The 24921-nt window shown below is 72.5% G+C and carries 23 protein-coding genes; 14 read left to right on the top strand and 9 right to left on the bottom strand.

The features are described from left to right. Positions 1-169 precede the first annotated feature (169 nt). The 11 genes from FRAAL_RS29945 to ilvD all read left to right on the top strand — a co-directional run bounded on the left by FRAAL_RS29945 (position 170) and on the right by ilvD (position 12779). Positions 170-2215: a glycosyltransferase 87 family protein gene (locus FRAAL_RS29945; RefSeq protein ID WP_011607891.1), complete on the top strand. Its 2046-nt coding sequence runs from the start codon at positions 170-172 to the stop codon at positions 2213-2215. After that, entirely contained in the window at positions 2208-3479 is a 1272-nt protein-coding gene (locus FRAAL_RS29940; protein ID WP_011607890.1) for a glycosyltransferase family protein, read from the top strand. Before FRAAL_RS29945 ends, FRAAL_RS29940 begins: the two co-directional genes overlap by 8 nt. Before the next feature lie 251 nt (positions 3480-3730). After that, a complete protein-coding gene (locus tag FRAAL_RS29935; protein WP_083867064.1) occupies positions 3731-4009 on the top strand; it encodes a hypothetical protein in 279 nt (92 codons plus the stop codon). A gap of 243 nt (positions 4010-4252) precedes the next feature. Continuing rightward, positions 4253-4579: a 30S ribosomal protein S6 gene (gene rpsF / locus FRAAL_RS29930; RefSeq protein ID WP_256788871.1), complete on the top strand. Its 327-nt coding sequence runs from the start codon at positions 4253-4255 to the stop codon at positions 4577-4579. Between the two features lie 63 nt (positions 4580-4642). Next, positions 4643-5206, top strand: a complete 564-nt coding sequence (locus tag FRAAL_RS29925) for a single-stranded DNA-binding protein (protein WP_011607887.1) — start codon at positions 4643-4645, stop codon at positions 5204-5206. A gap of 50 nt (positions 5207-5256) precedes the next feature. Then, positions 5257-5493 (top strand): 30S ribosomal protein S18, encoded by a 237-nt coding sequence (gene rpsR / locus FRAAL_RS29920; protein ID WP_009741495.1) that lies wholly within the window; start codon positions 5257-5259, stop codon positions 5491-5493. 11 nt (positions 5494-5504) lie between these two features. Beyond that, positions 5505-5951: a 50S ribosomal protein L9 gene (gene rplI / locus FRAAL_RS29915; protein WP_011607885.1), complete on the top strand. Its 447-nt coding sequence runs from the start codon at positions 5505-5507 to the stop codon at positions 5949-5951. 595 nt (positions 5952-6546) lie between these two features. Continuing rightward, positions 6547-9135: a replicative DNA helicase gene (gene dnaB / locus FRAAL_RS29910; RefSeq protein ID WP_041939997.1), complete on the top strand. Its 2589-nt coding sequence runs from the start codon at positions 6547-6549 to the stop codon at positions 9133-9135. Positions 9136-9280: 145 nt separating this feature from the next. Next, entirely contained in the window at positions 9281-9625 is a 345-nt protein-coding gene (locus FRAAL_RS29905; RefSeq protein WP_011607881.1) for an antibiotic biosynthesis monooxygenase family protein, read from the top strand. 29 nt (positions 9626-9654) lie between these two features. Next, complete coding sequence (locus FRAAL_RS33405; protein WP_011607880.1) at positions 9655-10773, top strand: hypothetical protein; 1119 nt, start codon at positions 9655-9657, stop codon at positions 10771-10773. A 152-nt stretch (positions 10774-10925) separates the two neighbouring features. After that, entirely contained in the window at positions 10926-12779 is a 1854-nt protein-coding gene (ilvD, locus tag FRAAL_RS29895; RefSeq protein WP_041941157.1) for a dihydroxy-acid dehydratase, read from the top strand. 97 nt (positions 12780-12876) lie between these two features. On the opposite strand, the gene egtD is transcribed toward ilvD, so the two are convergent. From egtD to egtA, 4 genes are read right to left on the bottom strand one after another with little or no spacing between them, the layout of a single operon-like run. Next, positions 12877-14025: an L-histidine N(alpha)-methyltransferase gene (egtD, locus tag FRAAL_RS29890; RefSeq protein WP_041939996.1), complete on the bottom strand. Its 1149-nt coding sequence runs from the start codon at positions 14023-14025 to the stop codon at positions 12877-12879. A 43-nt stretch (positions 14026-14068) separates the two neighbouring features. Beyond that, the gene (gene egtC / locus FRAAL_RS29885; RefSeq protein ID WP_011607877.1) at positions 14069-14902 is read right to left on the bottom strand and encodes an ergothioneine biosynthesis protein EgtC; all 834 of its coding nucleotides are present in this window, start codon (positions 14900-14902) and stop codon (positions 14069-14071) included. Between the two features lie 4 nt (positions 14903-14906). Continuing rightward, positions 14907-16397 (bottom strand): ergothioneine biosynthesis protein EgtB, encoded by a 1491-nt coding sequence (gene egtB / locus FRAAL_RS29880; RefSeq protein ID WP_011607876.1) that lies wholly within the window; start codon positions 16395-16397, stop codon positions 14907-14909. Then, positions 16379-17962, bottom strand: a complete 1584-nt coding sequence (gene egtA, locus FRAAL_RS29875) for an ergothioneine biosynthesis glutamate--cysteine ligase EgtA (protein WP_041939995.1) — start codon at positions 17960-17962, stop codon at positions 16379-16381. The genes egtB and egtA overlap by 19 nt, the downstream gene beginning before the upstream one ends. A gap of 378 nt (positions 17963-18340) precedes the next feature. On the opposite strand from egtA, the gene FRAAL_RS29870 reads away from it, so the two are divergent. The 3 genes from FRAAL_RS29870 (at position 18341) to arfB (ending at position 19944) form a co-directional block, all read left to right on the top strand. Further along, a complete protein-coding gene (locus FRAAL_RS29870; protein ID WP_011607874.1) occupies positions 18341-19132 on the top strand; it encodes a nuclease-related domain-containing protein in 792 nt (263 codons plus the stop codon). 118 nt (positions 19133-19250) lie between these two features. Next, positions 19251-19397: a DLW-39 family protein gene (locus FRAAL_RS29865; RefSeq protein ID WP_011607873.1), complete on the top strand. Its 147-nt coding sequence runs from the start codon at positions 19251-19253 to the stop codon at positions 19395-19397. A gap of 112 nt (positions 19398-19509) precedes the next feature. Next, positions 19510-19944, top strand: coding sequence for an alternative ribosome rescue aminoacyl-tRNA hydrolase ArfB (arfB, locus tag FRAAL_RS29860; protein ID WP_041939994.1), 435 nt, complete (start codon positions 19510-19512; stop codon positions 19942-19944). Positions 19945-19959: 15 nt separating this feature from the next. Here the strand turns inward: arfB and FRAAL_RS29855 are convergent, their stop codons facing one another. The 5 genes from FRAAL_RS29855 to FRAAL_RS29835 all read right to left on the bottom strand — a co-directional run bounded on the left by FRAAL_RS29855 (position 19960) and on the right by FRAAL_RS29835 (position 24853). Beyond that, a complete protein-coding gene (locus FRAAL_RS29855; protein WP_011607871.1) occupies positions 19960-20307 on the bottom strand; it encodes a hypothetical protein in 348 nt (115 codons plus the stop codon). 47 nt (positions 20308-20354) lie between these two features. Next, entirely contained in the window at positions 20355-21221 is an 867-nt protein-coding gene (locus FRAAL_RS29850) for an ABC transporter permease (protein ID WP_011607870.1), read from the bottom strand. Then, positions 21218-22111, bottom strand: coding sequence for an ABC transporter permease (locus FRAAL_RS29845; protein ID WP_050997296.1), 894 nt, complete (start codon positions 22109-22111; stop codon positions 21218-21220). Before FRAAL_RS29845 ends, FRAAL_RS29850 begins: the two co-directional genes overlap by 4 nt. Continuing rightward, entirely contained in the window at positions 22108-23382 is a 1275-nt protein-coding gene (locus FRAAL_RS29840) for an ABC transporter substrate-binding protein (protein ID WP_011607868.1), read from the bottom strand. Before FRAAL_RS29840 ends, FRAAL_RS29845 begins: the two co-directional genes overlap by 4 nt. 73 nt (positions 23383-23455) lie before the next feature. Next, entirely contained in the window at positions 23456-24853 is a 1398-nt protein-coding gene (locus FRAAL_RS29835) for an ABC transporter ATP-binding protein (protein ID WP_011607867.1), read from the bottom strand. Positions 24854-24921 lie beyond the last annotated feature (68 nt).

Genomic DNA, 24921 nt, shown 5'->3' with positions numbered 1-24921 from the left:
GCCGGCGGGTTCGGGACATCGGGGTGTCGTCGAGATGCGCACCCGCAATCCCGAATCCGCCGCGGCGGGGGGTGGTCCGTCCACCGGTCCGTCCAGCGGTTCCGCACCCGGGACCGCTTCTCGCGCTCCGCGCGGGTGAGGTCGGACGCCCGCCTGGCCGTGTACCACAATGACCCGCATGGCCACGACACCGGCGTCTCCCGCCCGCGTCAGCCCGGCCCGGGAGGACCCGGTCGTGGCGGGCGCGAGCCAGCTCATCGGCGGGCCGCCCGGCGAACACGCGGTCCTGGCGGACCGGCGGACCTGGCTGACCCCGCTGCGCGTGCTGATGGCCCTGGTCATCGTGGCCAGCGTGCTCGGCTACACGCAGAAGATCGGCTGTCGGGACACCCGCACCTGGACGCACGAGCACCAGTACAGCGCGCTGTGCTACTCGGACGTCGTCGCCCTCTACAGCCAGGAGGGCCTGGTCGACGGGAAGATCCCCTACCTGGACTACCCGACGGAGTACCCGCCGCTGATCGGCGCGGCGATGGCCCTCATCTCCTGGCCCGCGGGCCACGCCTCCGGCCCGAAGGCGGTCTACCGGGACGACAACGGCCGCCGGGTGTTCGACCACTACACGATGGACCGGCGCTCGGCCGTCTTCTACGACCTCACGGCGCTGCTGTTCATGGTCGCCGCGTGCGTGGCGGTGCTCTGCACCGCGCTGACGGCCGGATCCCGGCGGGTCTGGGACGCGGCGCTGTTCGCGCTGGCGCCCGCGCTGGTCCTGCATCTGCTGACGAACTGGGACATCCTCGCGGTGGCGTTCGCGGCCGGCGGTCTGCTCGCCTGGTCCAGACGGGCACCGCGGCTGGCCGGCCTGCTGCTCGGCCTGGGCATCCTCACCAAGCTGTACCCGGTGCTGTTCCTGCTCGGGCTGGGCTTTCTCTGCCTGCGGGCCGGGAAGATGCGGGAGCTGGCGAAGACCGTCACCACGGCGATCGTGACGGTGATCGTCGTCATCGTGCCGTTGTGGCTGTCCGCCGGCTACTTCAACGAGCAGGGCAACAAGGTCGGCGACAGCATCTGGACGACCTTCTGGCGCGGCGGGGACTGGCTGCGCCTGGTCGGCGGGGGCCCGGACGGGGCCCGCAACGGTCTCGCCCGGTTCATCGACCTGAACTCCGACCGGGGCGCCGACTGGGACTCGGTGGCCTTCGGCGCGACCTGGCTCGCCGACCGTCACGACCCCGCCTGGTTCGGCCCGTTGCACCTGGTGGTCTGCGCGGTGACGGCGGTCGTCGTCCTGGCGGTGGCGGCGGCGCTCATCGTGCACCGCCCGGACACCCGCCGCCTCGTCGCCGCCTCGGCGGTGGCGGCGTGGGGGACCGTCGCGATCGGCGTCCCGCTGGTCCTGCAGGGCATCCGCGAGCACGGCCTGCCCATCGGGACACTGAACATCATCACCGCCGCGACCCTGGTGGTCGCGGTCGTCGCGATCGGGCTGCTCACCTGGTTCGCGCCGCGCCGGCCGCGGCTGCCCCAGGTGCTGTTCCTACTGGTCGTCGCGTTCCTGCTGAGCAACAAGGTCTTCTCGCCGCAGTACACGATCTGGCTGCTCCCCCTGGTCGCGCTGGCCCGGCCGCGGTGGCGGCTGTTCCTGCTCTGGCAGGCCTGCGAGGCGTGGGTCCTGTTCACCCGCTTCATGCATTTCATCTACAACGACACCCAGGGCCGGCGCGGGATCGACCGGGGCTGGTTCGTGGGCGCGGTGGCGCTGCGCGACCTGGTGCTGCTCGTCCTGGCGGCGTTCGTGGTGCGGGAGATCCTGCATCCGCGGGCGGATGTGGTGCGGGCCGGCGGGTCGCTCGACCCGGCCGACCGACTCGCCGTGGATCAGCCGGCGGCGGGGCTGGACCCGGACGCGGTGGACGACCCGGCCGGAGGCTTCCTGGATCACGCGCCTGACGTGCGCGGTGGCTGGCGGGGCCGGCCGACGAGGCCGGCGCGTGGCGTCCCGGAGCCGGCAGCCGTCACGGCCTCGCCGGCAGCCGTCACGGCCTCGCCGACCGCCGTCGACGCGTCGCCCGCAGCGGGGCCGGCAGGCGAGTCCGCCCCGCGGCCGGAGCTCGCGCCGCTGGAACCGGGGGCGCTGTTCCGGCCGCGGCAGAACCGGTCGGACACCCTCGACAGCCCGGACCCCGATGGAAGCGGATCCGCTGGTGGCTGAGGCGGCCTCTCAGGATCCGTCCGCCGACGCCGCCGAGCCGTCCCACCCGGCGATCCCATCCGGTCGGGGCCATCTGGCCGAGCCGGACGGCACCTCCGCCGCGCGGAGTCCGTCCGCTCGGGGCATCCACACCGCCCGTGCGGCCTGGTCCCGCCTGCCGGAGTCCGTTCGGGCCACGCTGCCGCTCTGGCTCGGCAGCCGGATCGCCGTCGCGCTGCTCTCCCTCGCCGCCGCGAGGGCGCTGACCTCGCGCCCGGCCCGCGACGCCCCCGGGCTGCGCACCCTCTGGGACCACTGGGACGTCGGCCTGTTCACCAAGGTCGCCCGGTACGGCTATCTCTCCCCCGCCTACTCGGACCGCACCGAGGTCGACTTCCCGGGCCTGCCGCTGGCCATCCGCCTCGTCCATCTCGTCGTGCCGGACTGGATCGTCGCCGGTCTCGTCGTCTCCCTGCTCGCCGGCGCCGTCACCGCGGCCGCGCTCTGGCGGCTGGCCGCGGACGAGGTGGGGGCCCCGGCCGCGAGGTTCGCCGTCGTCAGCCTGATCTCCTTCCCGTACGCGGTGTTCCTGTTCGCCGCCTATTCGGAGGGGCTGTTCCTGGCGTTCGCGACGGCGTCCTGGCTGGCCGCCCGCCGGCAGCGCTGGTGGCTGGCCGGCCTGCTCGGCGCGGGGGCGGCGAGCACGCGGATCAGCGGCGTCGCCTTCGGCGTGGCGCTCGCCGTGCAGTACGTCGTCGGCCGCCGTGCCGCGGGACGGCCGGTGTTCGCCTGGCCGGCGCTCGCGCTGGCCCTTCCGCCGATCCCCGTCCTCGCCTACCTGGGCTACCTGCGCGCGCGCACCGGCGGCTGGGGGGCCTACACCGACGCCATGCGCGACGGCTGGCATCGCGGCACCGACTGGCCCTGGTCCGGGTGGGCGACCACCTGGTCGTCGGCGACCGACGGCAACGGGGCGTCGACCTTCGTGTGGTTCTGGCGGGGGGAGCTGCTCGCGGTGGTCGTCGGCGTGCTGCTGACGGTCGTCCTGCTGATCGGCCGGAGGTGGGGGGAGGCGACCTTCGTCGGCGTGATGACCACGATCATGGCCTGCACGAACTACTACGCCTCGGGGATTCGCGGAATCCTGGTCGCCTTTCCGCTCTACCTGCTGCTCGCGCGGGCTGCCGCGCGCAGTCCCCGGGTCGCGCCGGTGTACCTGCTTCTGTGCACCCCCGTGATGGCGACGCTGGTCATCGCCTTCACCCAGGGCCAGTGGGTCGACTGACCCGGCGACGTGCCGCATGTCGGCGCGGTGGTACGACCCTGCGGGCGGGGGATGCGCGACGATGTCGCTGACGCGCGTGTCGCCGCGTCGGGGCCACGTGACGAAAGGGCGATGCGGTGGATACCGGGGATCCCCGGCCGGGTCGACCCGACGCCGGATCCGGGGCCGGCGCGGACGCCTCTGCGGACCGCGCAGACGGTGTGCGCTCGAACGGCGTTCGCGCAGACGGCGGTCGCTCGGACGGTCTGGGCTTGGGCGGTGGTCGCTTGGGCGGTGGTCGGTCGGACGGCGGCCGGTCGGACGGCGGCGCGGGCCTGGGTCCGCGCTCCCTCGCCCACCTGGCGGCCGGGATCGCGGGCCTGGCCGCGCTCGCCGTGCTCGGGCTGGCGATCGCGGATCCCACCCCGTCACGGCACCTGCGTGGGTTGCTCGTCTCGGTTGATCTCGTCTGCCTGGCCGGGGTGGCGACCGCCTGGCTGCGTGTGGTCCTGGTCGTCGGGGCGCCCGGGGTGCCGAAAAGGATCGAGTAAGCTCGTCGAGACACGCCGTGCGTCGGGGCACGCGTTTGTTCGCTGGTCAGCCGGCGATCTCCTCGGGATCGTCAGCCTGCCGCGAGCGGCCGCAGTGCACTGCTGACCGTCCGGATGTGCCGGTGCGCGGTCCCTCCTGGATCAGCGCGGCCGCGCTCGTCCGCGTCGGCGCAGACCCGATCCACGGCTCCTCCTGCCACGGAGAATCCGTGGCCGCTGAGTCCACAGGAGGTGGGTTCACCCTTGGCACGTCATTACGAACTCATGGTGATCCTCGACGCGGATCTCGAGGAACGCACCGTTGCGCCGTCTCTCGACCAGTACCTCGGCGTCGTCCGGCAGGGCGGCGGCGTGGTCGAGAAGGTCGACATCTGGGGCCGGCGCCGGCTCGCCTACGAGATCGCCAAGAGCAACGAGGGCATCTACGCGGTGATCGACCTGCACGCGGAGCCGGACGTGGTCGCCGAGCTCGACCGTCAGCTCGTTCTGAACGAGTCGGTCATCCGCACGAAGGTCATCCGGCTTCCCGAGCCGAAGAAGCCTCGCCAGAGCCGCCGGGTGGCGGCATGACCTGGTCCGCGGTGACGGCGATCTGCGCGCCGTCGTGGACCGCCGACATCCGGGAGGGCGCCCGTGGCCGGTGAGACGGTCATCACCGTCGTTGGCAACCTGACCAGCGACCCCGAGCTGCGGTTCACGTCGAACGGCGCCGCGGTGGCGAGCTTCACCATCGCCTCCACGCCGCGCACGCTGGACCGCCAGACCAACGAGTGGAAAGACGGCGAGGCGCTGTTCCTGCGCTGTTCCATCTGGCGTCAGGCCGCCGAGCACGTCGCCGAGTCGCTGCAGAAGGGCGCCCGGGTCATCGTCACGGGCCGGCTCAAGCAGCGCTCGTTCGAGACTCGCGAGGGTGAGAAGCGCACTGTGATTGAACTCGAGGTCGACGAGGTCGGCCCCAGCCTGCGTTACGCGACCGCCAAGGTCGTCCGCGCCGCCCGCGGTGGCGGCAGTGGTGGTGGCGGCGGTGGTGGCGGTTACGGCGGTGGTGGCGGTGGCTACAGCGGCGGTGGCGGCACTGGCGGCGGCTTCGGTGCGCCCGCCGGCGTCCCCTCCGGTGCGCCGGCCGGCGGAGTCCCGAATGATGACCCCTGGTCGCAGCAGCCGGCCGGTGGCTACTCAGACGAGCCTCCGTTTTGAGCGGGCGCTCGTCGTCCTCGCGGTCGACACAACGAGGTAGGAGCACATCCGTGGCCAAGGCGGCCGTGCGCAAGCCCAAGAAGAAGGTTTGCGTCTTCTGTAAGGACAAGGTCGAGTACATCGACTTCAAGGACACCTCGCTGCTGCGCAAGTACATCTCGGACCGGGGCAAGATCCGTGCCCGGCGGGTGAGCGGCAACTGCAGCCAGCACCAGCGCGACGTGGCGACGGCGGTGAAGAACAGCCGCGAGATGGCGCTGCTGCCCTACACCGCCTCGGCCCGCTAGGGGGTGGCGGGATGAAGCTCATCCTGACCCAGGAGGTCCCCGGCCTCGGCAGCCCGGGTGACATCGTCGAGGTCGCCAACGGCTACGGGCGCAACTACCTGGTGCCGCGCAAGTACGCGATCCTCGCGACGAAGGGCGCGGAGCGCCAGGTCGAGCAGATCAAGCGGGCCCGCTCGGCTCGGGCGGTCCGCGACCTCGGCCACGCCCAGGAGATCGCCGGCCAGCTCGGCGGCCTCAAGGTCGAGCTGATCAGCCGGGCCGGCAAGGAAGGCCGGCTGTTCGGCTCGGTGACGGCGGCCGACGTGGTCGAGGCCGTCACCGCGGCGGGCGGTCCCGAGCTGGACCGTCGGCGGGTCGAACTGACCACGCCGATCAAGTCGCTCGGGGCGTACACCGTTGCCGTCCACCTTCACCCCGAGGTGACGGCGTCGGTGAAGCTCCAGGTCAAGAAGGCCTAGGACCGGCGGCACCGCCCTCGGGTGAGGCGGCATTGCCCTCGCGAGGCGGCACTGCCGCCTCGCCGCCGAGGCGCGGATGCCCCGGACTGACGAACTCCCCCGGCCGACCCACCCCAGTGGTGGTCCTCGGTCCGGGGGAGTTCGTCGTTGCGGGACCGGTCCGCAGCGAACTTTCTTCCGCCTTGTTTTATCCACAGGAGGCGGGTCGGCTGTGCTTGCGGTGCCTGCGGACCCTCGGCCTTGTGATCCTTGTTTTCCACAGGGTGTGAGCCGCTGTCCCGAGCTCCTCCCCAGGTTCCGGCAGGTTACCCACAGCTTTTCCACATGGGCCTGTGGATAACTTTTTGGTGGGGGTGCTCGTCGATCCGTATGGTCGGACCCTCCACACTGGGTCAGCCGGACTCGCCCGGCCAGCTCAACGGCCGCTCGCCGGTACCCGGGTCGCGTGGCGGTCGCCGTGTCGGACGCGGCGTGACGGGGGTCGACGAGTGGCCGAGATCTGCTGGGCGCGGTGGCGTGGCCCGTTGACCGCAGCCCCGATGTGTACGAACATGTGTTCGAATCTGGATCTGCGGGAGAGCGGGGAGGGTGCGTCGTGAGCGTCACGGAGATCTCGCGCGGCGGCGCAGGCGGCGGCGCGGAGTTCGAGCGGACCCCGCCCCACGACCTCCCGGCCGAGCAGAGCGTGCTCGGCGGCATGCTGCTGTCGAAGGACGCCATCGCCGACGTCGTCGAGGTCCTGCGGATGGCGGACTTCTACCGCCCGGCCCACGGACTCGTCTACGAGGTCATCGGCGACCTGTACGGCCGGGGCGAGCCCGCCGACGTCATCAGTGTCGCGGCCGAGCTCAGCCGCCGCGACCTGCTGGAACGGGTCGGCGGGCCGGGGTACATGCACACCCTGATCTCGAGCGTGCCCACCGCGGCGAACGCCGGTTACTACGCGCGCATCGTCGCCGAGAAGGCGGTCCTGCGCCGCCTCGCCGAGGCCGGCACCCGCATCGTCCAGCTCGCCTTCGGCGCCGCCCCCGACGTCAGCGACGTCGTGGATCGCGCTCAGGCCGCCGTGTACGAGGTCACCGAGCGGCGGGCGAACGACGACTACCTGCCGCTGGGAGAGCTGCTCAACCCGGCCCTGGAGGAGATCGAGTCGATCCAGGGCCGCGGCGAGGGCGCGCTGACCGGCGTGCCGACCGGCTTCGTGGACCTCGACGAGCTGACCAACGGCCTGCACGGCGGCCAGCTCTGGATCGTCGCGGCCCGCCCGGCCGTCGGTAAGGCGCTGGCCCTCGGGACTGCGCTCCCCACCCCGACCGGCTGGACGACGATGGGCCGCGTCGCCGTCGGCGACATGCTCATCGGTGCCGACGGGCGGCCGACGCGCGTGGTCGCCGCCACCGACGTGATGCACGGCCGGCCGTGCTACGAGGTCGAGTTCTCCGACGGGTCCGTGATCGTGGCGGACGGACAGCATCAGTGGATCACGCAGACCCGGGCGGAGCCTCGCCGTGACGGTCCGGTTCGTTCGGGCTCCCGCACCGCGACGCTCACCAGACCGGTCACCACGGAGGAGATCGCTCGCACTCTGCGTTGTCGGACTGCCGATCGCCGGTGCACCCATGCGGTGCGTGTCGCCGGCCCGTTCCAGCTGCCGGCGGTCGACCTGCCGGTCGATCCGTATGTGCTGGGATCCTGGCTCGGCGACGAAACGGCGGCCTGTGCGAGCCTGACCTCGGCTGATCCGGAGATTTCCGAGGAGATCCGGCGCCGGGGACACGAGGTCGTGGGCAGCACCAGTGCGAGACATCGACCGGGGCTGCGGCGGTCCGCGGCGACCGAGAGGGCCTGCACGGTGTGCGGGCGGCCGTTCACCGCCGCGATGCCCGGCGTCCGCACCTGTGGCCAGTCCTGCGGGGGCAAGCTGCGTTTCCTCGCGGAGCCGCTCTCGGTGCGAAGCTGCGTGGACTGCGGGGGCCGGACCACCGGTTTCGGGCCGCGTTGCCGTTCCTGCCACGCCCGGGCCGGGACGTTGCAGGCCCGGCTGCGCACCCTCGGTGTGCTGGGCGACCGGCACATCCCGGCCGGCTATCTGCGGGCGAGCGAGCAGCAACGCCGTGACCTGCTGGCAGGTTTGCTGGACGCCGACGGCACCGTCGCGAGCAACGGGTCGACCGCCCAGTTCGCCACCACCAACCCGAGGCTGGCCCGAGAGGTCCGTGAGCTCGTTCTCTCGCTGGGCTGTCGGGCGACCGTCACGACGACGCGGACGCGGGGCCGGTCGGAGGAGACGTCCACCTGTTTCACGGTGAACTTCGCTCCCCAGGATCAGGTCTTCCGGCTTGCGCGCAAGGCCGCCCGACTGCGGCCGACCGGACACCCGGCGGCCGCGGTGCGGTACATCACGGACGTCCGACCGATCGCGTCTGTGCCGGTCCGGTGCGTCGAGGTCGACAGTCCCGATCACCTCTACCTCGCGGGCGAGACCTGTATCCCGACCCACAACTCGACGCTCGGCTTGGACTTCGCCCGGGCAGCGTCGATCAAGAACGGGCTGACCTCGGTCATCTTCTCGTTGGAGATGAGCCGCATGGAGATCACCATGCGGCTGCTGTCGGCCGAGGCGCGGGTGTCGCTGCAGAACATCCGCACCGGTCGGCTCACCGACGACGACTGGGCCAGGTTGGCCCGGCGGATGGGCGAGGTGGCCGAGGCACCGCTGTTCATCGACGACAGCCCGCACCTGACGATGATGGAGATCCGGGCCAAGGCCCGTCGGCTCAAGCAGCGCAACGAGCTGCGTCTGGTCATCCTCGACTACCTGCAGCTGATGTCGTCGCCGAAGAAGGTCGAGAGTCGCCAGCAGGAGGTCAGCGAGATCTCGCGGTCGCTGAAGCTGCTGGCCAAGGAGCTCGACGTGCCGGTGGTCGCGATCTCGCAGCTCAACCGCGCCTCCGAGCAACGCGCCGACAAGCGCCCCCAGGTCTCCGACCTGCGCGAGTCCGGCAGCCTCGAGCAGGACGCCGACGCGGTCATCCTGCTCTACCGGGAGGACACGGTCGAGAAGGAGTCGGCGCGCGCCGGCGAGGCGGACCTCATCATCGCCAAGCATCGCAACGGGCCGACCGGCACCGTCACCGTCGCCTTCCAGGGGCACTACTCGAGATTCGTCGACATGGCCAACTGACCCCTGCCGGCCGGTGCCCACCTGCCCCGGTCGGCGGACCACGATCCCCGGACGGTGACACACTGGGCGCTATGGCGACCGGGAACGCGGGACAGCCGGAACCCGGGGATGACCGGGACCATGCGGCGCATCGAGGGGACGGCCGGTGAGTGACGGCGGGGACAGCGGAGCCGAGGGGCCGGGCGTTCTGGAGATCGCCCGGATCGACGTGCAGCCCGGCACCGAGGAGAAGTTCGCCGCCGCCTACCGGGAGGCGCGCACGGAGGTGGTCGACACGCCCGGCTGCCGGTCCGCGCGGCTGACGCGGGGCATCGAGTCGCCGTCCAGCTTCGTGCTGCTGGTCGAGTGGGACGACCTGGACAGCCACCTGAAGAACTTCCGCGAATCCGACCGTTTCGTCCGCTGGCGCGCGGCGCTTGGGCCGTACTTCGCCGGGCCGCCGTCCATGGTGCACGGGGTGGACGTCCCGGCCGGCCCCGACCCGGTCTGACCAGCCCGCGACCGTCTGGACCCCTGACCATGGGAACGTTCTTCGGGTTTCTGTTCGTCGCGCCGTTGATGGCCGGCTTCTTCGGCTTCCTCATCTGGCTGTTCCTGGCGATCCTGCTCCGCGAGCAGATCACCAGGTTCAAGGTCCGCCCGTTCGTCTTCTTCGTCACCGGCTACGTCTTCACCGGCGTCCTGACCCTCTTCCTACTCATCGCGCGAGCCTCGGTGGGGCCGATCGCCGGCACCGCCGCCTCGCTGGGACTCGTCTGGCTGATCAGGGACCGGTGGCGCCGCCACCGGCCCCCGACCAGCCGGAAGGGGGCCCGCGGCGGCCCGCCGCAGCCCGGCCAGCCGGGACCCGGCGGTCATCAGCCGGCAGGTTACCCCGGTCAGCCGATCGGCCCTCCGGGTCAGCTCGGCTATCCGGGCTATCCGGGTCAGCCCGGTTTTCCGGGTCAGGCAGGCTATCCGGGTCAGCCCGGTTTTCCCGGTCAGGCGGGCCATCCAGGTCAAGCTGGCTATCCGGGTCAGCCCGGTTTTCCCGGTCAGGCGGGCTATCCCGGTCAGCCCGGCTATCCCGGTCAGCGCGGCTTTCCGGGGCAGGCTGGCCAACCTGGAGGCCCGGGTCAGCCCGGGCCTCCAGGTTGGCCGGGCGCGCCGACGGGCGGCCCGGCGACCGGTGGTCGCGACAGGACCCCTCCCGGGAAGCCCGACGCCCGCCCACCGGGGGTCGAGGACGGCCCGCCCGGACCGGACTTCCCGTCGATCCCGGACTACCCGCCGCTGGCCGGGCACCGGTCGGACCCCGACTTCCCCTCCATTCCCGACTTTCCACCGATCCCCGACTTGCCACCGATCCCGCCGATCCCCGATTACCCGCCGACCTTCGACGGGCTCACGGACACCGCGGCCGGCCCGGGCGGCGGGGACGATCTCGACGGCCCGGCCGATCCGACCACGCCGGTCGGTGGGTCCGACGGCGGGCCGGCGACCGGCGCCGGTTCGCCGCCCGGCCCGACGGGTCGACGGGGCGGCGGGCGGCGGATCGCCGGCTACCCCTGGGCGGCCCCGCCGCCCGGGCAGCGTCCGGGTGACGCGTCTTCACGCCAGCCACGGTCGGCTCCCGACGAACCCGACTCCGACGGCTGACCGGTCCCCGGTCACCCGACCTCGACGCCAGAGCGCCTGCCCGCCTGGCGTCCTCAAGGGTGGCGCCCGGGATGTGGCGTACCGTCGTGACATCGCCAGTCCGCTGCCGGCGGCCCCGTCGGGGCGTAGCCGTCGTGACGTCCGAGGTCGAGATGCCCGCACTCCGCTCCCGTACCACCACGCATGGCCGGAACATGGCCGGGGCCCGCGCCCTGTGGCGCGCGACCGGCATGACCGATGACGACTTCGGTAAGCCGATCATCGCCATCGCGAACAGCTTCACCCAGTTCGTGCCGGGCCACGTGCACCTGCGTAACCTCGGCGCCCTGGTCGCGGAGGCGGTGGCGGAGTCCGGGGGAGTGGGCCGGGAGTTCAACACGATCGCGGTCGACGACGGCATCGCGATGGGACACGGCGGGATGCTGTACTCCCTGCCGTCGCGGGAGATCATCGCCGACAGCGTCGAGTACATGGTCAACGCGCACTGCGCCGACGCGCTGGTCTGCATCTCCAACTGCGACAAGATCACACCGGGCATGCTGCTCGCGGCACTGCGGCTCAACATCCCGACCGTGTTCGTCTCCGGCGGGGCGATGGAGTCCGGCAACGCGGTGATCTCCGGCGGCACCGCCCGGTCGAAGCTCGACCTCATCACGGCGATGTCCGCGGCGGTGAACCCGGAGGTCTCCGACGGCGACCTGTCGACGATCGAGCGGTCGGCCTGCCCGACCTGCGGCTCCTGCTCGGGCATGTTCACCGCGAACTCGATGAACTGCCTGACCGAGGCGATGGGCCTGTCCCTGCCGGGCAACGGCTCGACACTGGCCACCGCCGCCGCCCGCCGCGAGCTGTTCGTCGAGGCCGGCCGCCTCGTCGTCGACCTGGCCCGGCGCTACTACGAGAAGGACGACGAGGCCGTCCTGCCCCGCTCGATCGCGACGGCGGCTGCGTTCCGTAACGCGTTCGCCGTGGACGTGGCCATGGGCGGCTCGACGAACACCGTGCTGCACCTGCTCGCCGCCGCCGTCGAGGCCGGCGTCGACGTCACGCTCGCCGACATCGACCAGATCTCGCGCACCGTGCCCTGCCTGTGCAAGGTCGCTCCCAGCTCCACCCACTACTACATGGAGGACGTGCACCGGGCCGGCGGGATCCCGGCGATCCTCGGCGAGCTGGACCGGGCCGGCCTGCTCGACCGGAACACCCACTCGGTGCACGCGGCCAGCCTGCGGGAGTTCCTCGACCGCTGGGACGTCCGCGGCGCGCAGCCGTCGCCGGACGCCGTCGAGCTGTTCCACGCGGCGCCGGGCGGGGTGCGCACGATCGAGCCGTTCAGCTCGACCAACCGCTGGGACTCCCTCGACACCGACGCGGAGAACGGCTGCATCCGCTCCGTCGAGCACGCCTACTCCGCCGAGGGTGGCCTCGCCGTCCTGTTCGGCAACCTCGCCACCGACGGCGCGGTCGTCAAGACCGCCGGGGTGGACGAAAGCCAGTGGTCCTTCCGCGGCCCGGCGCTCGTCGTCGAAAGCCAGGAGGACGCGGTCGACGCCATCCTCAACAAGCGGGTCCAGCCCGGCGACGTGATCATCGTCCGGTACGAGGGTCCCCGCGGCGGCCCCGGCATGCAGGAGATGCTCTACCCGACCGCCTTCCTCAAGGGGCGGGGGCTCGGGCCCAAGTGCGCGCTGATCACCGACGGCCGGTTCTCCGGCGGGAGCTCGGGCCTGTCGATCGGCCACGTCTCGCCGGAGGCGGCGCACGGCGGCACGATCGCCCTCGTCCGTGACGGTGACGTCATCGACATCGACATTCCGACGCGCCGGCTGGAACTGCTCGTCTCGGACGAGGAACTGGCGCGGCGCCGTGCCGAGCTGGAGGCAGCCGGCGGCTACCGGCCGGCGAACCGGGAGCGCGCCGTCTCGGCGGCCCTGCGCGCCTACGCCGCGATGGCGACCTCGGCGTCGACCGGCGCCGCCCGCGACGTCAGCCTCCTCGGCGGCTGACGCCGAGGCGGCCGCGACGGACGCAGCTGCGGCTGCGACGGGCGCGGTTGACGGCCTGCCGGCATCGCGTCGGGGCGGGGGCGGGCCGCCGGGGGGCTCAGACCGGGGCCGCCGAGGGCGAGGTCGACGGCGTCGCGAGGGTCACGGCGAAGTCGCCCTCGGGGTCGGTCCACTGGTGGGCCACCGCCCAGCCGGCGTCCGCCAGCTCCGCGGAGATGCCGTCCCGGGTGAACTTCGTGCTGATCTCGGTCAGCAGGTCCTCCCCGCGCTCGAACTCGATCTCCAGCGCGAGGGAGTCGATGGTCACCCGCTGGTCGCGGACCGCGCGCAGCCGCATCTCGATCCAGGAGTCCGCCGCGTTCCAGCAGGCGACATGGGCGAAGCCGCGGATGTCGAAGTCCGCGCCCAGCTCCCGGTTGATCACGGTGAGCACGTTGCGGTTGAACGCGGCGGTCACCCCGGCCCCGTCGTCGTAGGCGGCGACGAGGCGGTCCGGATCCTTGACCAGGTCCGTCCCGAGCAGCAGGGCGTCGGTGGCGCCGCACTGCTCGCGCAGCGCGCGCAGGAAGGCACCGCGCTGGGCGGGCCGCATGTTGCCGATCGTGCCGCCGAGGAAGGCGATCAGGCGCCGACCGCCGCCGGGCAGGTGCGCCAGGTGCCGCTCGAAGTCGCCGACGACGGCGTGCACGGCGAGGTCCGGGTAGGCCGTGATGAGGCCGCGACCGGCCTGCGCGAGCGTGGTCTCGTCGACGTCGAACGCGACGAATCGGCGCAGGCCGCCGCCGGCGCGCAGGGCTTCGAGCAGCAGCCGGGTCTTCTCGGACGTTCCCGAGCCCAGTTCGACGAGCGTGTCCGCGGCGCAGGCGGCCGCGATGGCGCCCGCGTGGCCGTCGAGGATCGCCCGCTCACGCCGGGTGGGGTAGTACTCCGGCAGCCTGGTGATCTCGTCGAACAGCATGCCGCCGGTGGCGTCGTAGAACCACTTGGGCGGCAGTTCCCGCGGGTTCGCGGTGAGTCCGGTGAGCACGTCGCGGGCCAGGTTGACGGCGCGATCCGCCGGGTCCACGTGCCGGTCCAGGGTCAGCCCCGCCGGCGCCGCCGCCGCGACCGTCCCGCCACCGCTCGCGGTGTGGTTCGTGTCGCTGGTGTGGTTCGTGTCGCTGGTGTGGTTCGTGCCGGTGGTGCGGTCCGCTCCGGTGGTGCCGGCGGCACCCGCGGGGGTGGTCGTCGGAGTCCTCGGTGTCATCGTGGCGCCCTCCATCGACGTGGTGCAACCCACAGTAACCGATCTAAGGGATCAAACTACGAAGAGTAACTTTGCGTGTGTCGGTCAAGAGGAGATGATGGTCCGGAACGTCGACCCAGCCGGGTTCGTCATCATGTGGCTCGCTTGCGACCAGGATGCCGTCCGGCTCTACCCGGTAGGACAGGCTGTCCAGCCAGGCGGTCGCGACGAGCTGGGTGCCGTCCGTCACCAGCAGGTTCAGCCGCGCCACGTCCTCGCCGGCCACCGCCGTCGGCGGCGGGGCGGGCTGCGGTCCCGTCCCGGACGCCCAGTCGCCGGCCCACGGCACGATGCCACCCGCACGCCGGTCCGCGAGCCCGGCGCCACTGAGGGACAACACGACGTCGGCCACGGCGTCGGCCAGGGGACGTGTCGCGGCCCGCTCCCAGACCAGCGCGGCCAGCAGCGCCGAGTCGCAGGCGGAGTCGGGCGCCGGAGCGTCGGGCCGCTCGCGCAGCAGCGCCCGCACCGCCGTGGGGTCGACGCGCCCGTTGTGGCTGAGCAGCCGGGTCCCGTCGGTGAACGGAGCCGTCGAGGACTCCTCCACGGGCATCCCCACGCTGGCGCTGCGCACCGCGGCCAGCACGCAGCCGGACGCGATCGCACCCGCCATCGACGCGTAGGAGGCGTCCGTCCACATCGGCACTGCGCGACGCACCCGGGCCGGCTGGGCACGCAGCGCCGGGGCGTACCAGCCGACCCCGAAGCCGTCGGCGTTGATCGTGCCGTGCCGCATTCGGCGCGGCGCCCAGGACTGGCGCAACAGGCTGTGCGGGGGGTCCATGGTCAGCTGCGCCAGAGTACGCGGCGCGCCGAGCCAGGCCAGGTGGCGGCACATCGGCTCAGCCGGCGTCGCGGGCCAGGCGGAAGCCCGCGAAGATCTGCCGGCGGATCGGGTAGTCCCAGTTGCGGAAGGTGGTGCGCACGGCTGCGGGGTCCGTCGCCCAGCTTCCCCCGCGCAGGATCCGGAACGGCGAATCCGCTCCCGGCTTCGGGAAGAAGACCTCGCTGTACTCACGGTAGGGATGGGAGCGGAAACCCGGATACGGGGTGAAACCGCTCGCGGTCCATTCCCACACGTCCCCGATCATCTGCTCGGCTCCGCAGGGACTCGCGCCCGCGGGATAGGCCCCCAGCGGGGCCGGGCCACTCGTGCGATGCCCCAGATTGGCATGCTCCGGCGTCGGATCGGTGTCCCCCCACGGATAGCGCCGTGAACGTCCGGTGGCCGGGTCGTGGGCGGCGGCCTTCTCCCACTCCGCCTCCGTGGGCAGCCGGCGGCCGGCCCAGCGGGCGTGCGCCTCGGCCTCGTACCAGCAGACGTGCTGGACCGGCTCGTCCAGCGGCACCGGCTCGACCCGGCCGAAGCGCCGACGCAGCCACACCGCCCCGTCGCGCCACCAGAACGCCGGCGCCGTGAGGTTCTCCTGCATGCGCCACTGCCAGCCCGCCGGCGACCACAGCCGTTCGTCGTCGTAGCCGCCGGCGTCGATGAAGGCGATGTGCGCCCGGTTGGACACCGGCAGGGTGTCGATCCAGAACGCCGGCAGGTCCACCTGGTGCGCGGGCCGCTCGTTGTCGTAGGCCCAGGGCTCGGTGCTCGTGCCGAGCGTGCACGGCCCGGCCGGCACCAGCACCTCGGCGCGCGGGATGGTCCGTCCGGGCGGCGGCGTCCGGCCCGGGGCGAGCAGTGGCGGTCCGGCGCGCAGCTGATGGGTGGCGAGCATCGTCTCGTCGTGCTGGTGCTCGTGCTGGATGACCATGCCGTAGACGAAGCCGCCGGCGAGCAGCCGGCGCCGGTCCGCGGCCGGGCCGCCGGGGCTCACCCGGCCGCCGGGGCTCACCGGGCTGCCGGGGCTGCCGGGGCTGCCGGGGCCGGCTGGATCGCCGGGTCCACCGGCGCCGAAGGGCGGCGGCGCGTCGGGCGACCCGGCGTCGGCGGGCAGCGGCGCGAGCCGGTCGAGGACGTCGAGGGTCCGGCCGCGGACCTCGCGCAGGTAGGCACGAGCCTCGGCCGGGTCGAGCAGGGCCAGGCGGATCCGGCTGGCCCGGCTGTGCCGGAAGGCGTCGTAAACGTCGTCCAGACCCGGCCGGGTCGCGGCGGCGTCGCCGAGCACGCGCACCAGCCAGAGGTCCTCGTAGTTGCCGATGTGGGCGAGGTCCCAGATCAGCGGCGACATCAGCGGCGAATGCTGGCGGACGAGTTCCTCGGCGTCGATGTCGGTGTAGGCCAGCGAGCGCGCCCGCGCGAGGTCGAGCGCGCCGGCCACGGCCTCGGCGGTGACCGGCGTCGCCGAGGGCGTCGGATCCTGGGTCAGGCGACCGATACGCACAGGTGTGCCTCCTCGCGCAGCAGGCCGGCCGGGCCGATCAGGATGAACCGCTCGGACAGCTCGTCGGCCGGACATCGGCCCCGCTGGGGATAGCGTTCGGAGAACAGCTCGACCGCGTCCGCGAGGTCGGCGCAGCCGGCACGGCGCAGCGCGGCGGCGGCCAGCTCCAGGCAGCGCACCGCCGCCAGCCGCAGGGGCTCGTCGGCCATGCCGAGCATCGCGGCCGCCGGCCAGCGCCGCGCCACCGGCGCGCAGACCTGCGCCGCCGCCGCGGCCGCGACCGGATCGTCGAGCAGGGCGGTCGCCACCGCCACCGCCACCCGCCAGCCCTCTGCCGGCTGGGCGTCGAGGTAGCGCAGTTCCCACCAGCCCCGTGGGCGGACGGGGGGAAACAGCGTCGTCGCGTGGTACGACAGATCGTCGAGGGTGGGCGCGCGCTCGACCGGGCCCCGCCCGGCGACCCAGTCCCCGAACGTGTGCCCGCCGGTGGCCGCGACGAAGCGGCGGTCCTCGCCGGGCCCGACGTCGCCCAGCGGGTCGCCGATCATCATCAGCTTCGCCGCCAGCAGGTACCGCGCCCAGCGGTCGGCGAGATCACCGGAGCGCGCCGCCGCCGCACCGGGACCCGCGTCGCCGCCCGCCGCCGGCTGCGCGGGCAGGTCCAGCACGGAGCCGGTGCGACCCGCGTCGATGCCCGACCAGACCGCCTGGCGGGTCGAGCGCCAGCCGGTACGCCGGCCGGCCAACGCCGGCGAGGCGGCGAACATCGCGGTCAGCACCGGCCCGACGGCGTGCGCCAGCCGAAACCGCTCGGCCGCCTGCGCGGGCGTGGTGCCGAGATCCAGATTCACCTGGACGGACGCGGTCGAACGCATCATCACCTCGCCGGAGGTCCCCCCGCCGGTCCGGAAGTGCTCCTCCATGGCGGCGTACCGGGATGCGGTGGTCTGGCGCACCCCGGCGCGCAGCGGGTCGACCCCCATCCCGACGATCGCGAGGCCGTCCTCGGCCAGCGCCGCCCGCACCAGGTGCAGGTCCGCGGCGGTGGACTGGACGGCGGCCGCGAGCCCGGCCGGCGGACCCGACAGCTCCAACTGGCCGCCGGGTTCGAAGGTGAGCCGGCTGCCCCCCGGCAGGACCGGTCCGGCGGCGCCGGTGATCAGGCCGGAGATCCGGCCGAGCGCCCGACGGGTCCGCTCGGGCGGGACCGGCTGGTGGACCACCCGGGTGTCCACCACGAACCACTCCGTCTCGATCCCCACCGACGTCCCGATCCCCACCGACGGCTCGGGGCCCGCCGACGTCTCGGAGTCCGCCGACGTCCCGGGGCGCGGGACGTCGCGGGCGGGTACCGAGCCCGACCCACCCGCGGGCTTCTCGGTCGGGGTGACGCAGCCGGCGGCGAAGGCCCACACCGCGTCGAGGTCGACCGGCCGGTCCGGGCGAGCCGGGGCTGCGGGCTGTCCGGCAGGCGACTGTCGGCCTGGCGACGGTGCTCCGGGCGATCGGTGGGACGACGGCTGCTCCTCGTCCCCGGATCCCCGGAGTGACACGTGACGTGGCATCCTGCGGCTCCCTCTCGGTGCTGCCAGCGGTCGGCACGGCGCCCCATGGCGGCCTTCCCGGGGAGTCCTCCCCTGCCCGGCCCGCTCCGTACCGGCCGTCGCGTGTGGTGTCGCCTCGGCCGGTTCGCCGAGGGGTGGTATAGATGTGGGTTCAACGTGGTTCTCGCTCGCATATTCCACGCCCCTGACCCTGTCGCTGTTGTGTATTCGATGGAATGGTGACCGGGATGGACCAGAAAGCCGGTAGCGCGCCGTGACGAACTGGCGCCCGCCCCGGTCCCGGACCCGGAGACAACGCCGAGCGCGACGGCGTCATGACGGCGCCGGGAGGTGGTGACCGCGGCCGTGTCCGATCGACAGTCAGCGGGACGTTCGGCCATGGCCGAGTACCTGCGGCGTAAACAGTTGTATTCCGCCGAACGCGGAGATCACAAAGGTCGGGTGCTGGCCGTCGGCGGGGCCCTCGCCGTGGGCGCGGCCCTGGTCCTCGCCGTGCTGTGTGCCCTTGCCGGGCTGCCCGGCCTCGCCACCGCCCAGCTCGCGGTGCTCGCCGCGCTCGCGGTCGGTGTCGTCGGGGCCGTGCGTTTCCTGCGCACCCCGCCGGAGATCGAGGCCTGGCGCGAGGACGCGGAGGCCGAACGCAGCACCGCCCGCGCGCTCGACCGGCTGGTCCGCGCCGGCTACACCGTCCTGCACGACCGCTGCCTCGCGGACTCGGCCGGCAACATCGACCACCTCGTCATCGGGCCGTCCGGGGCCTGGGTGGTCGAGACCGACGCCCACCAGGGGCCCGTCCGGCAGAACGCGGCCGGCGTCTGGGCCGGCAAGGTGCCGCTGCGGGCGATGCTCGGCCTGGTGGCGTGGATGGGCGAGGAGGCCACCGCCCAACTGCTCGGCGAGCTGCCGGACGGCTGGCAGCTCGAGGTCCAACCGGTCGTCGCGTTCGCCCGCGCGGAGGTTCCGGCCGGCCTCGCCCTCGTCGAGGGCGTGCTGCTGCTGCCCGCCACCGGGGTGGCCGAGTACATCCTGTCCGCCGGGGTGGTGCTGCGGCCCATCGACGTGGCGATGCTGGTCGACGTGGCCGAGCGGGCGTTCCCCGCCTACGAGGTGTCCGGGCCGCCGCCGTCCTGGCCCGCCCGCTCCCGACTGCGCGGCCTGCTGCGTCGCTGATCCGTCGCCCGTCCGTCGCCCGTCCGGTCAACGGTTCGATCGACGGTTCGCTCGCCGGTCGGGATAACGTGGAACGACTGGGCCACCCCGGGCCGAGGACGCCGACGAAGGAGTCGACATGGCGCGCAAGATGACCGTGCTGGCGCTGCTGGCTGGTGCGGGGGCCGCCTTCTCCGCGGCCCGGCGGCGGTCCCGGGGCAAGGAGGAGATCGACCTCTGGCGGGAGGCGACGTCCACCACCGGGTCGCCGGCCGCAGGCCGCTGACCTTCGTCGCGGCGGCGGGGCGCCCGCGGCTGTTCGCCCGTTCGCCCGCTGGCCTGCTCGGTGGCGCGGAACTCGCCTGACGTCGAGTCCGTGATCGGGCACCATGGGAGCCATGCTGCCCCGTGAGATCCCGGTTCGCCCGGGTCTCGTGCTGCCCTCGGCCGAGCTGCGCTGGCGGTATTCGCGCTCGTCCGGGCCGGGTGGCCAGTCGGTGAACACCTCCGACTCGCGGGTGGAGCTCTCCTTCGACGTCGCCGGTTCGCCGGCGTTGTCGCCGACGCTGCGTCAGCGCGCACTCGCGCGCCTGGGCGACCGGCTCACCGACGGTGTGTTCACCGTCGTCGCCAGCGAGCAGCGCTCGCAGCTGCGCAATCGGGAGGCCGCGCTCGACCGGCTGGTCGACGCCCTGCGGGTGGCGACCGCCCCGCCACCCCGGCCGCGGCGGGCGACGCGGCCCTCGCGCGGCGCCGTCGAGCGGCGCCTGCAGGCGAAGAAGCAGCGGTCCGCGACGAAGCGGGACCGCCGCAGCCGGCCTCCCGAGGACTGAGCCGCTGCCGCCCGGTCAGAGTTCGACGATCCCGACGTCGGCGACGAGCATGCCGAGCAGACCCGCGGGGGCGGCGAGGTGCAGTTCGATACGGGTCGCGGGAGCCAGATCCTCGACCACGCGCAACGGAACGTGGACCGAGGCCCGGGCGCCGATCGGGAAGAAGCGCATCGGCGCACCGTCCCGCTGCAGGATCAGGCAGATCAGCTCGTCCGTCGAGTTGCCGCCGCGGAAGTACAGCGGCTGGGCGGTGACACCGGCCGGGACCACGTAGCTGAACGCCGGTCCGAGCGGGTACGGCGCGTCCAGGCCCCTGCCTTCGAACGGGACGATGCCCTGCAGGAAGCGGGGCGTGGTGAACATCCCCTCCTCCTCTCGTCGATTTTCCGTATGGTACGGCCGGTCCGGGGTCAGACCCGGCGGCGGCGCAGCAGGAGGGCGTTGCCGAGCGCCAGCAGCACGCCGACCACGAAGATGATCGTGGCCATCACGTTGACCTGGGGTGGCACACCGACCCGGGTGGCGCCGAACACCCACAGCGGGAACGTCAGCGTGCTGCCCGCGTTGAACGTCGTGATGACGTACTCGTCGATCGACATCGCGAAGGCGAGCAACGCCCCCGAGACCACCCCCGGCAGGATGAGCGGCAGCGTGACCAGGCGGAACGTGGTGAGCGGGCCGGCCCCCAGATCGCGTGCGGCCTCCTCGACGGAGCTGTCGAAACCGGCGAGCCGGGCCCGCACGACCACCGCCACGTAGGAGATGGTGAACATGATGTGCGCGATGAGGATGGTCAGGTAGCCCCGCGGCACGCCCATCGTGATGAACAGCGACAGCAGCGACGCGCCGAGCACCACCTCGGGCGCGGCGATGTTGGCGAACATCAGCAGTTCCACGCCGCCGCGACCGCGGAAGCCGTGCCGGCCGAGCGCGAGGCCCATCAGGGTGCCGAGCACGGTGGCGACGGCGGTGGACAGCAACGCGATCGTCAGCGAGTTGACCAGCGCGGTGGTGAGGTCGGGAATGGCGAACAGCTCGCCCCACCAGCGCAGGGTGAAGCCGTTCCAGGTGTTGTTGCGCTTGCCCACCCGGTCGTTGAATCCGAACACGATCATCACGATGATCGGCAGCACCAGCCAGAGCAGGATCAGCCAGGTGTAGGCGTGCAGGAGCCGTTCGCCCAGCCGCCCGCCGCGCCGGCCGGATCGCCGGGCGGGCCGCGATCGGCCGTCGACCGCCGGGTCGAGGCGGGGCGGGGCGGCGTCCAGGAGGGTCATCGTGCGCTCATCTCGAGGACGTCCCTGGTGCCGAGCAGGCGGGCGTAGAGGAAGATCCCGACAAGCAGCACGGCCATCAGGATGAACGACACCGCCGAGGCGAGGGGATAGTCCGCGTTCGTCAGGTATGTCGTCTGGATGATGTTCCCGATCATGGTGGTGTTCGTGCCGCCGAGGACGTAGGCGTTGACGAAGTCCGACGTCGCCGGAACGAAGGTGAGCAGGAAGCCGGCGAACACCCCGGGCATCGACAGTGGCAGGACGACTCGGCCGAACACCCCTCGACGGTTCGCGTACAGGTCGTCGGCGGCCTCCAGCAGCCGCGGGTCGATCCGCTCCAGCGCCACGTAGATCGGCAACAGCATGAACGGGAAGAAGTTGTACGTCAACCCGGCGACGACCGCGAACGAGGTGGCCAGGACGTGGAAGTCGGCCGGCAGCAGCCCGGCGTCCTTCAGGTTGCCGAGCAGGATGCCGTCGTCGGCGAGCAGGAACTTCCAGGAGACCGTGCGGATGACGAACGAGACGAAGAACGGCAGCAGCACGAGAAACAGGTAGTTGGACTTGTTCCGGCCGGCGTGGAAGGCAATCCAGTAGGCCATCGGATAGGCCAGCAGAATCGTCGTCACCGTGGCGATCAGGCCAAAGACGAGTGAACGGATGAACTGGGTGTCGTAGGTGGTGATCGCGTCGGCGTAGATGCCGAGGTCGAAGGTCTGCCTGAAGCCGTCGACAACGTTTCCGGTCTGCAGCGAGACCGACAGCATGACGGCCATCGGCACGACGAAGAAGATGGCCAGCCACAGGCCGCCGGGCAGGACGAGAAAGTAGGGGGTGAGCGCCCCGGCCCGCCGCCGCCTCACCGCGCCTGCGCCGGCGGCGGCCGTCATGACTGGTAGACCGGCTGGAAGATGCGGTTCCACTCGGTCTCCTCGTCGGTGGTCAGCACCCGGAACCGGCTGACCCGGGAGAGCTCGTCCGCGGACGGGAACAGCAGGGTGGACCTCGCCAGGTCCGCCGGGACGTGCTCGGCGGCCGTCGGCACCGGCGTGATGTAGTTGATGTACTCCGCGAGCATGCCGGCGATCTCGGGCCGGTAGACGAAGTCCATGTAGGAGATGGCGTCCACCGGGTGCGGCGCGGTCCGCGGGATGCACATGTTGTCCGTCCACAGCAGACCGCCCTCGGACGGCACCACGAACTTCAGGTTCGTGCCGGTGGCGATCTGCTGGTAGACGTCGCCGGACCAGGCCATCGAGATCCACAGGTCCCCGCCGGCCAGGGCGTCGATGTAGGACTGGTCGTAGTATTTGCGGACGATTCCGTCCCGGCGCTGCGCGGTGAGCTTCGCGGCGGCCTTCTTCCAGTCGTCCGGGGTGGATTTCGCCGGATCGACGCCGATGCCGAGCAGGGCGAGGTTCGGCAGGTCCTGGTTGTCGCCGAACATGCCGACCTTGCCGGCGAACTTCGGGTCGAACAGGTCGTTGTAGCTGGTGATCTCGCGGCCGGTCCTCGCCGGGTCGTAGGCGATGCCGGTGAGCCCGGACTGCCAGGGGATCGTGAAGGCGTTGCCCGGGTCGTAGGTCGGGTTCTTCACGCTCGGCGAGGCGTTCGCGGCGAACGTCGGCAGCCTGGCGTGGTCGAGCGGCGCGAGGTAGCCGAGCTGCATCACCCGGCTCAGCGTGATGCCGTTGGTGAGGACCATCAGGTCGTAACCGATCGACCGGTTCGCGGCCAGCGTGGGCCGGATCTGGGCGAAGAACGACTCGTTGTCCTGGATCACCTCCCGGTAGGTGACCTTGATGCCGGTCTCCTTCGTGAACATGTCCAGCGACGGATGGTCGGCGTCGGTGGAGCCGACGTCCATGTACAGCGGCCAGTTCGCGAAGTCGAGGGTGCCGGCCTTCGTCCGGTCCTTCCAGAACGACGCGGCATCCGCGCCCGCGGAGTCCTTCTTCTCCCCGCTGACGCCGCAGGCGGCGAGGAACGCCGTCCCACCGGCCAGTCCCGCGAACCGCAGCAGACCGCGGCGGCCGAACCGGGCCCGCGTCAGGCCGCGCAGCATCGCGGGGTCCGCGAGCGCCGCCGCGCGCACATCGTCGCCGCCGCTTCGGTGGTCGCCGGAGCGGCCGGCGTCGCCGGGGGTGTCGGGCTGCGTCACGGTGCGCGTTCCTCTGCGTCGGGGCAGGCTCGGCGGCAGGTGCGCCCGCGAGCCCGCGTGCTGGCCTGAGCTGTCAGTGGGAGATCCGGTACGCCGCCGGGTCCGCGGAGGTACCGGCCGCCGGGACGACCGTCTCGCGCGGGTCGACCGAGTCCGGCGCGACGACCGAGTGAGGCGGGATGATCGAGTCCGGCGGGCCGACCGAGTCAGGCTGGTTGACGGTCTCGGGCGGGACGACCGATCCGGGCAGGGCTACCGGCTCGGGCAGGGCTACTGGCTCGGGCAGGACGTAGGAGTGTTCCGGCAGCCAGGACAGCCAGATCTCGTCCCCGCGCTCGGCGACGTTGCCGGCGCCGGTCGAGTTCTGCCAGAACACGGTGATCTCGGTGCCGCCGTGGGTGGCGACCGTGTACGTGGTGTAGGTGCCGAGGTAGACGACCTCGACGATGCGGCCGCGCAGTGCGCAGCCTGGCCCGTCCGGGCGGCTCACCGACATCTCGATCTTCTCCGGACGGACGGTGAGCTCGACCTGGTCCCCGGCGCGCAGCGGGCCCGTCGGCGGGTGCAGCGGGGCGCTGAGCCGCTCGTCGGTACCGGCGTCGAGGACGACCGTCGGTCGCCCACCCGGGCCGGCCGCGTCGAGCGCGCGCACGGTGCGGCGCAGCAGGTTCGACGTGCCGATGAACCCGGCGACGAAGCGGGTCCGGGGTCGCTCGTAGATGTCGCGCGGCGAGGCGAGCTGCTCGACCCGGCCGCCGTTCATCACCGCGATCCGGTCGGACATCGTCAACGCCTCGCCCTGGTCGTGCGTGACGTAGAGGAAGGTGATGCCCACCTCGCGCTGGATGGCCTTGAGCTGGATCTGCATGGTCTGGCGAAGCTTGAGGTCGAGGGCGCCCAGCGGCTCGTCGAGCAGCAGCGCCGCCGGCCGGTTGACCAGCGCGCGGGCTAGCGCCACCCGCTGCTGCTGGCCGCCGGAGAGCTCCCGCGGCCGCCGGTCGGCCAGCTCCGACAGCTCGACGAGGTCGAGCATCGCCCCGACCCGCTCCCGCAGCTCACGCCCCTTGACCCCGCGCCGGCGCAGGCCGAACGCCACGTTGCCGGCCACGTCCAGGTGCGGGAAGAGGGCGTAGCTCTGGAAGACGAGGTTGACGTCCCGGCGGTTCGGCGGCACCGCGGTGACGTCGCGCCCCTGCAACAGGATGCGCCCGCGGGTCGGCTCCTCGAAGCCGGCGATCATCCGCAGGGTCGTCGACTTGCCGCACCCCGACGGCCCGAGCAGCGAGAAGAACTCGCCCGGCCTGATCGCGAGATCGACGCGGCTGACCGCCGGCACCGCCCGGCCACGGGTCTGGTAGTCCTTGGCCACCCCGACAAGCTCGATCGCCGCCGGCGACCCGATCCCGGCGTCGCTGGTCCTGGCACCGCTGGTCCTGGCGTCGCTGGTCCTGGCACCGCTGGTCGCCGTCATGTCGTCACCACGGGTACCGCTCGGCTCGCATCCGCCCTCGGCCTCCGTCTGTCGCCCATCCCGACACC

Origin of the sequence: Frankia alni ACN14a (assembly GCF_000058485.1) — a bacterium.
In the GTDB taxonomy this organism is placed as follows: Bacteria; Actinomycetota; Actinomycetes; order Frankiales; family Frankiaceae; genus Frankia; species Frankia alni.
The sequence above is the reverse complement of the archived record's forward strand: the minus strand, read 5'-3'. Positions and strand labels throughout refer to the sequence as shown.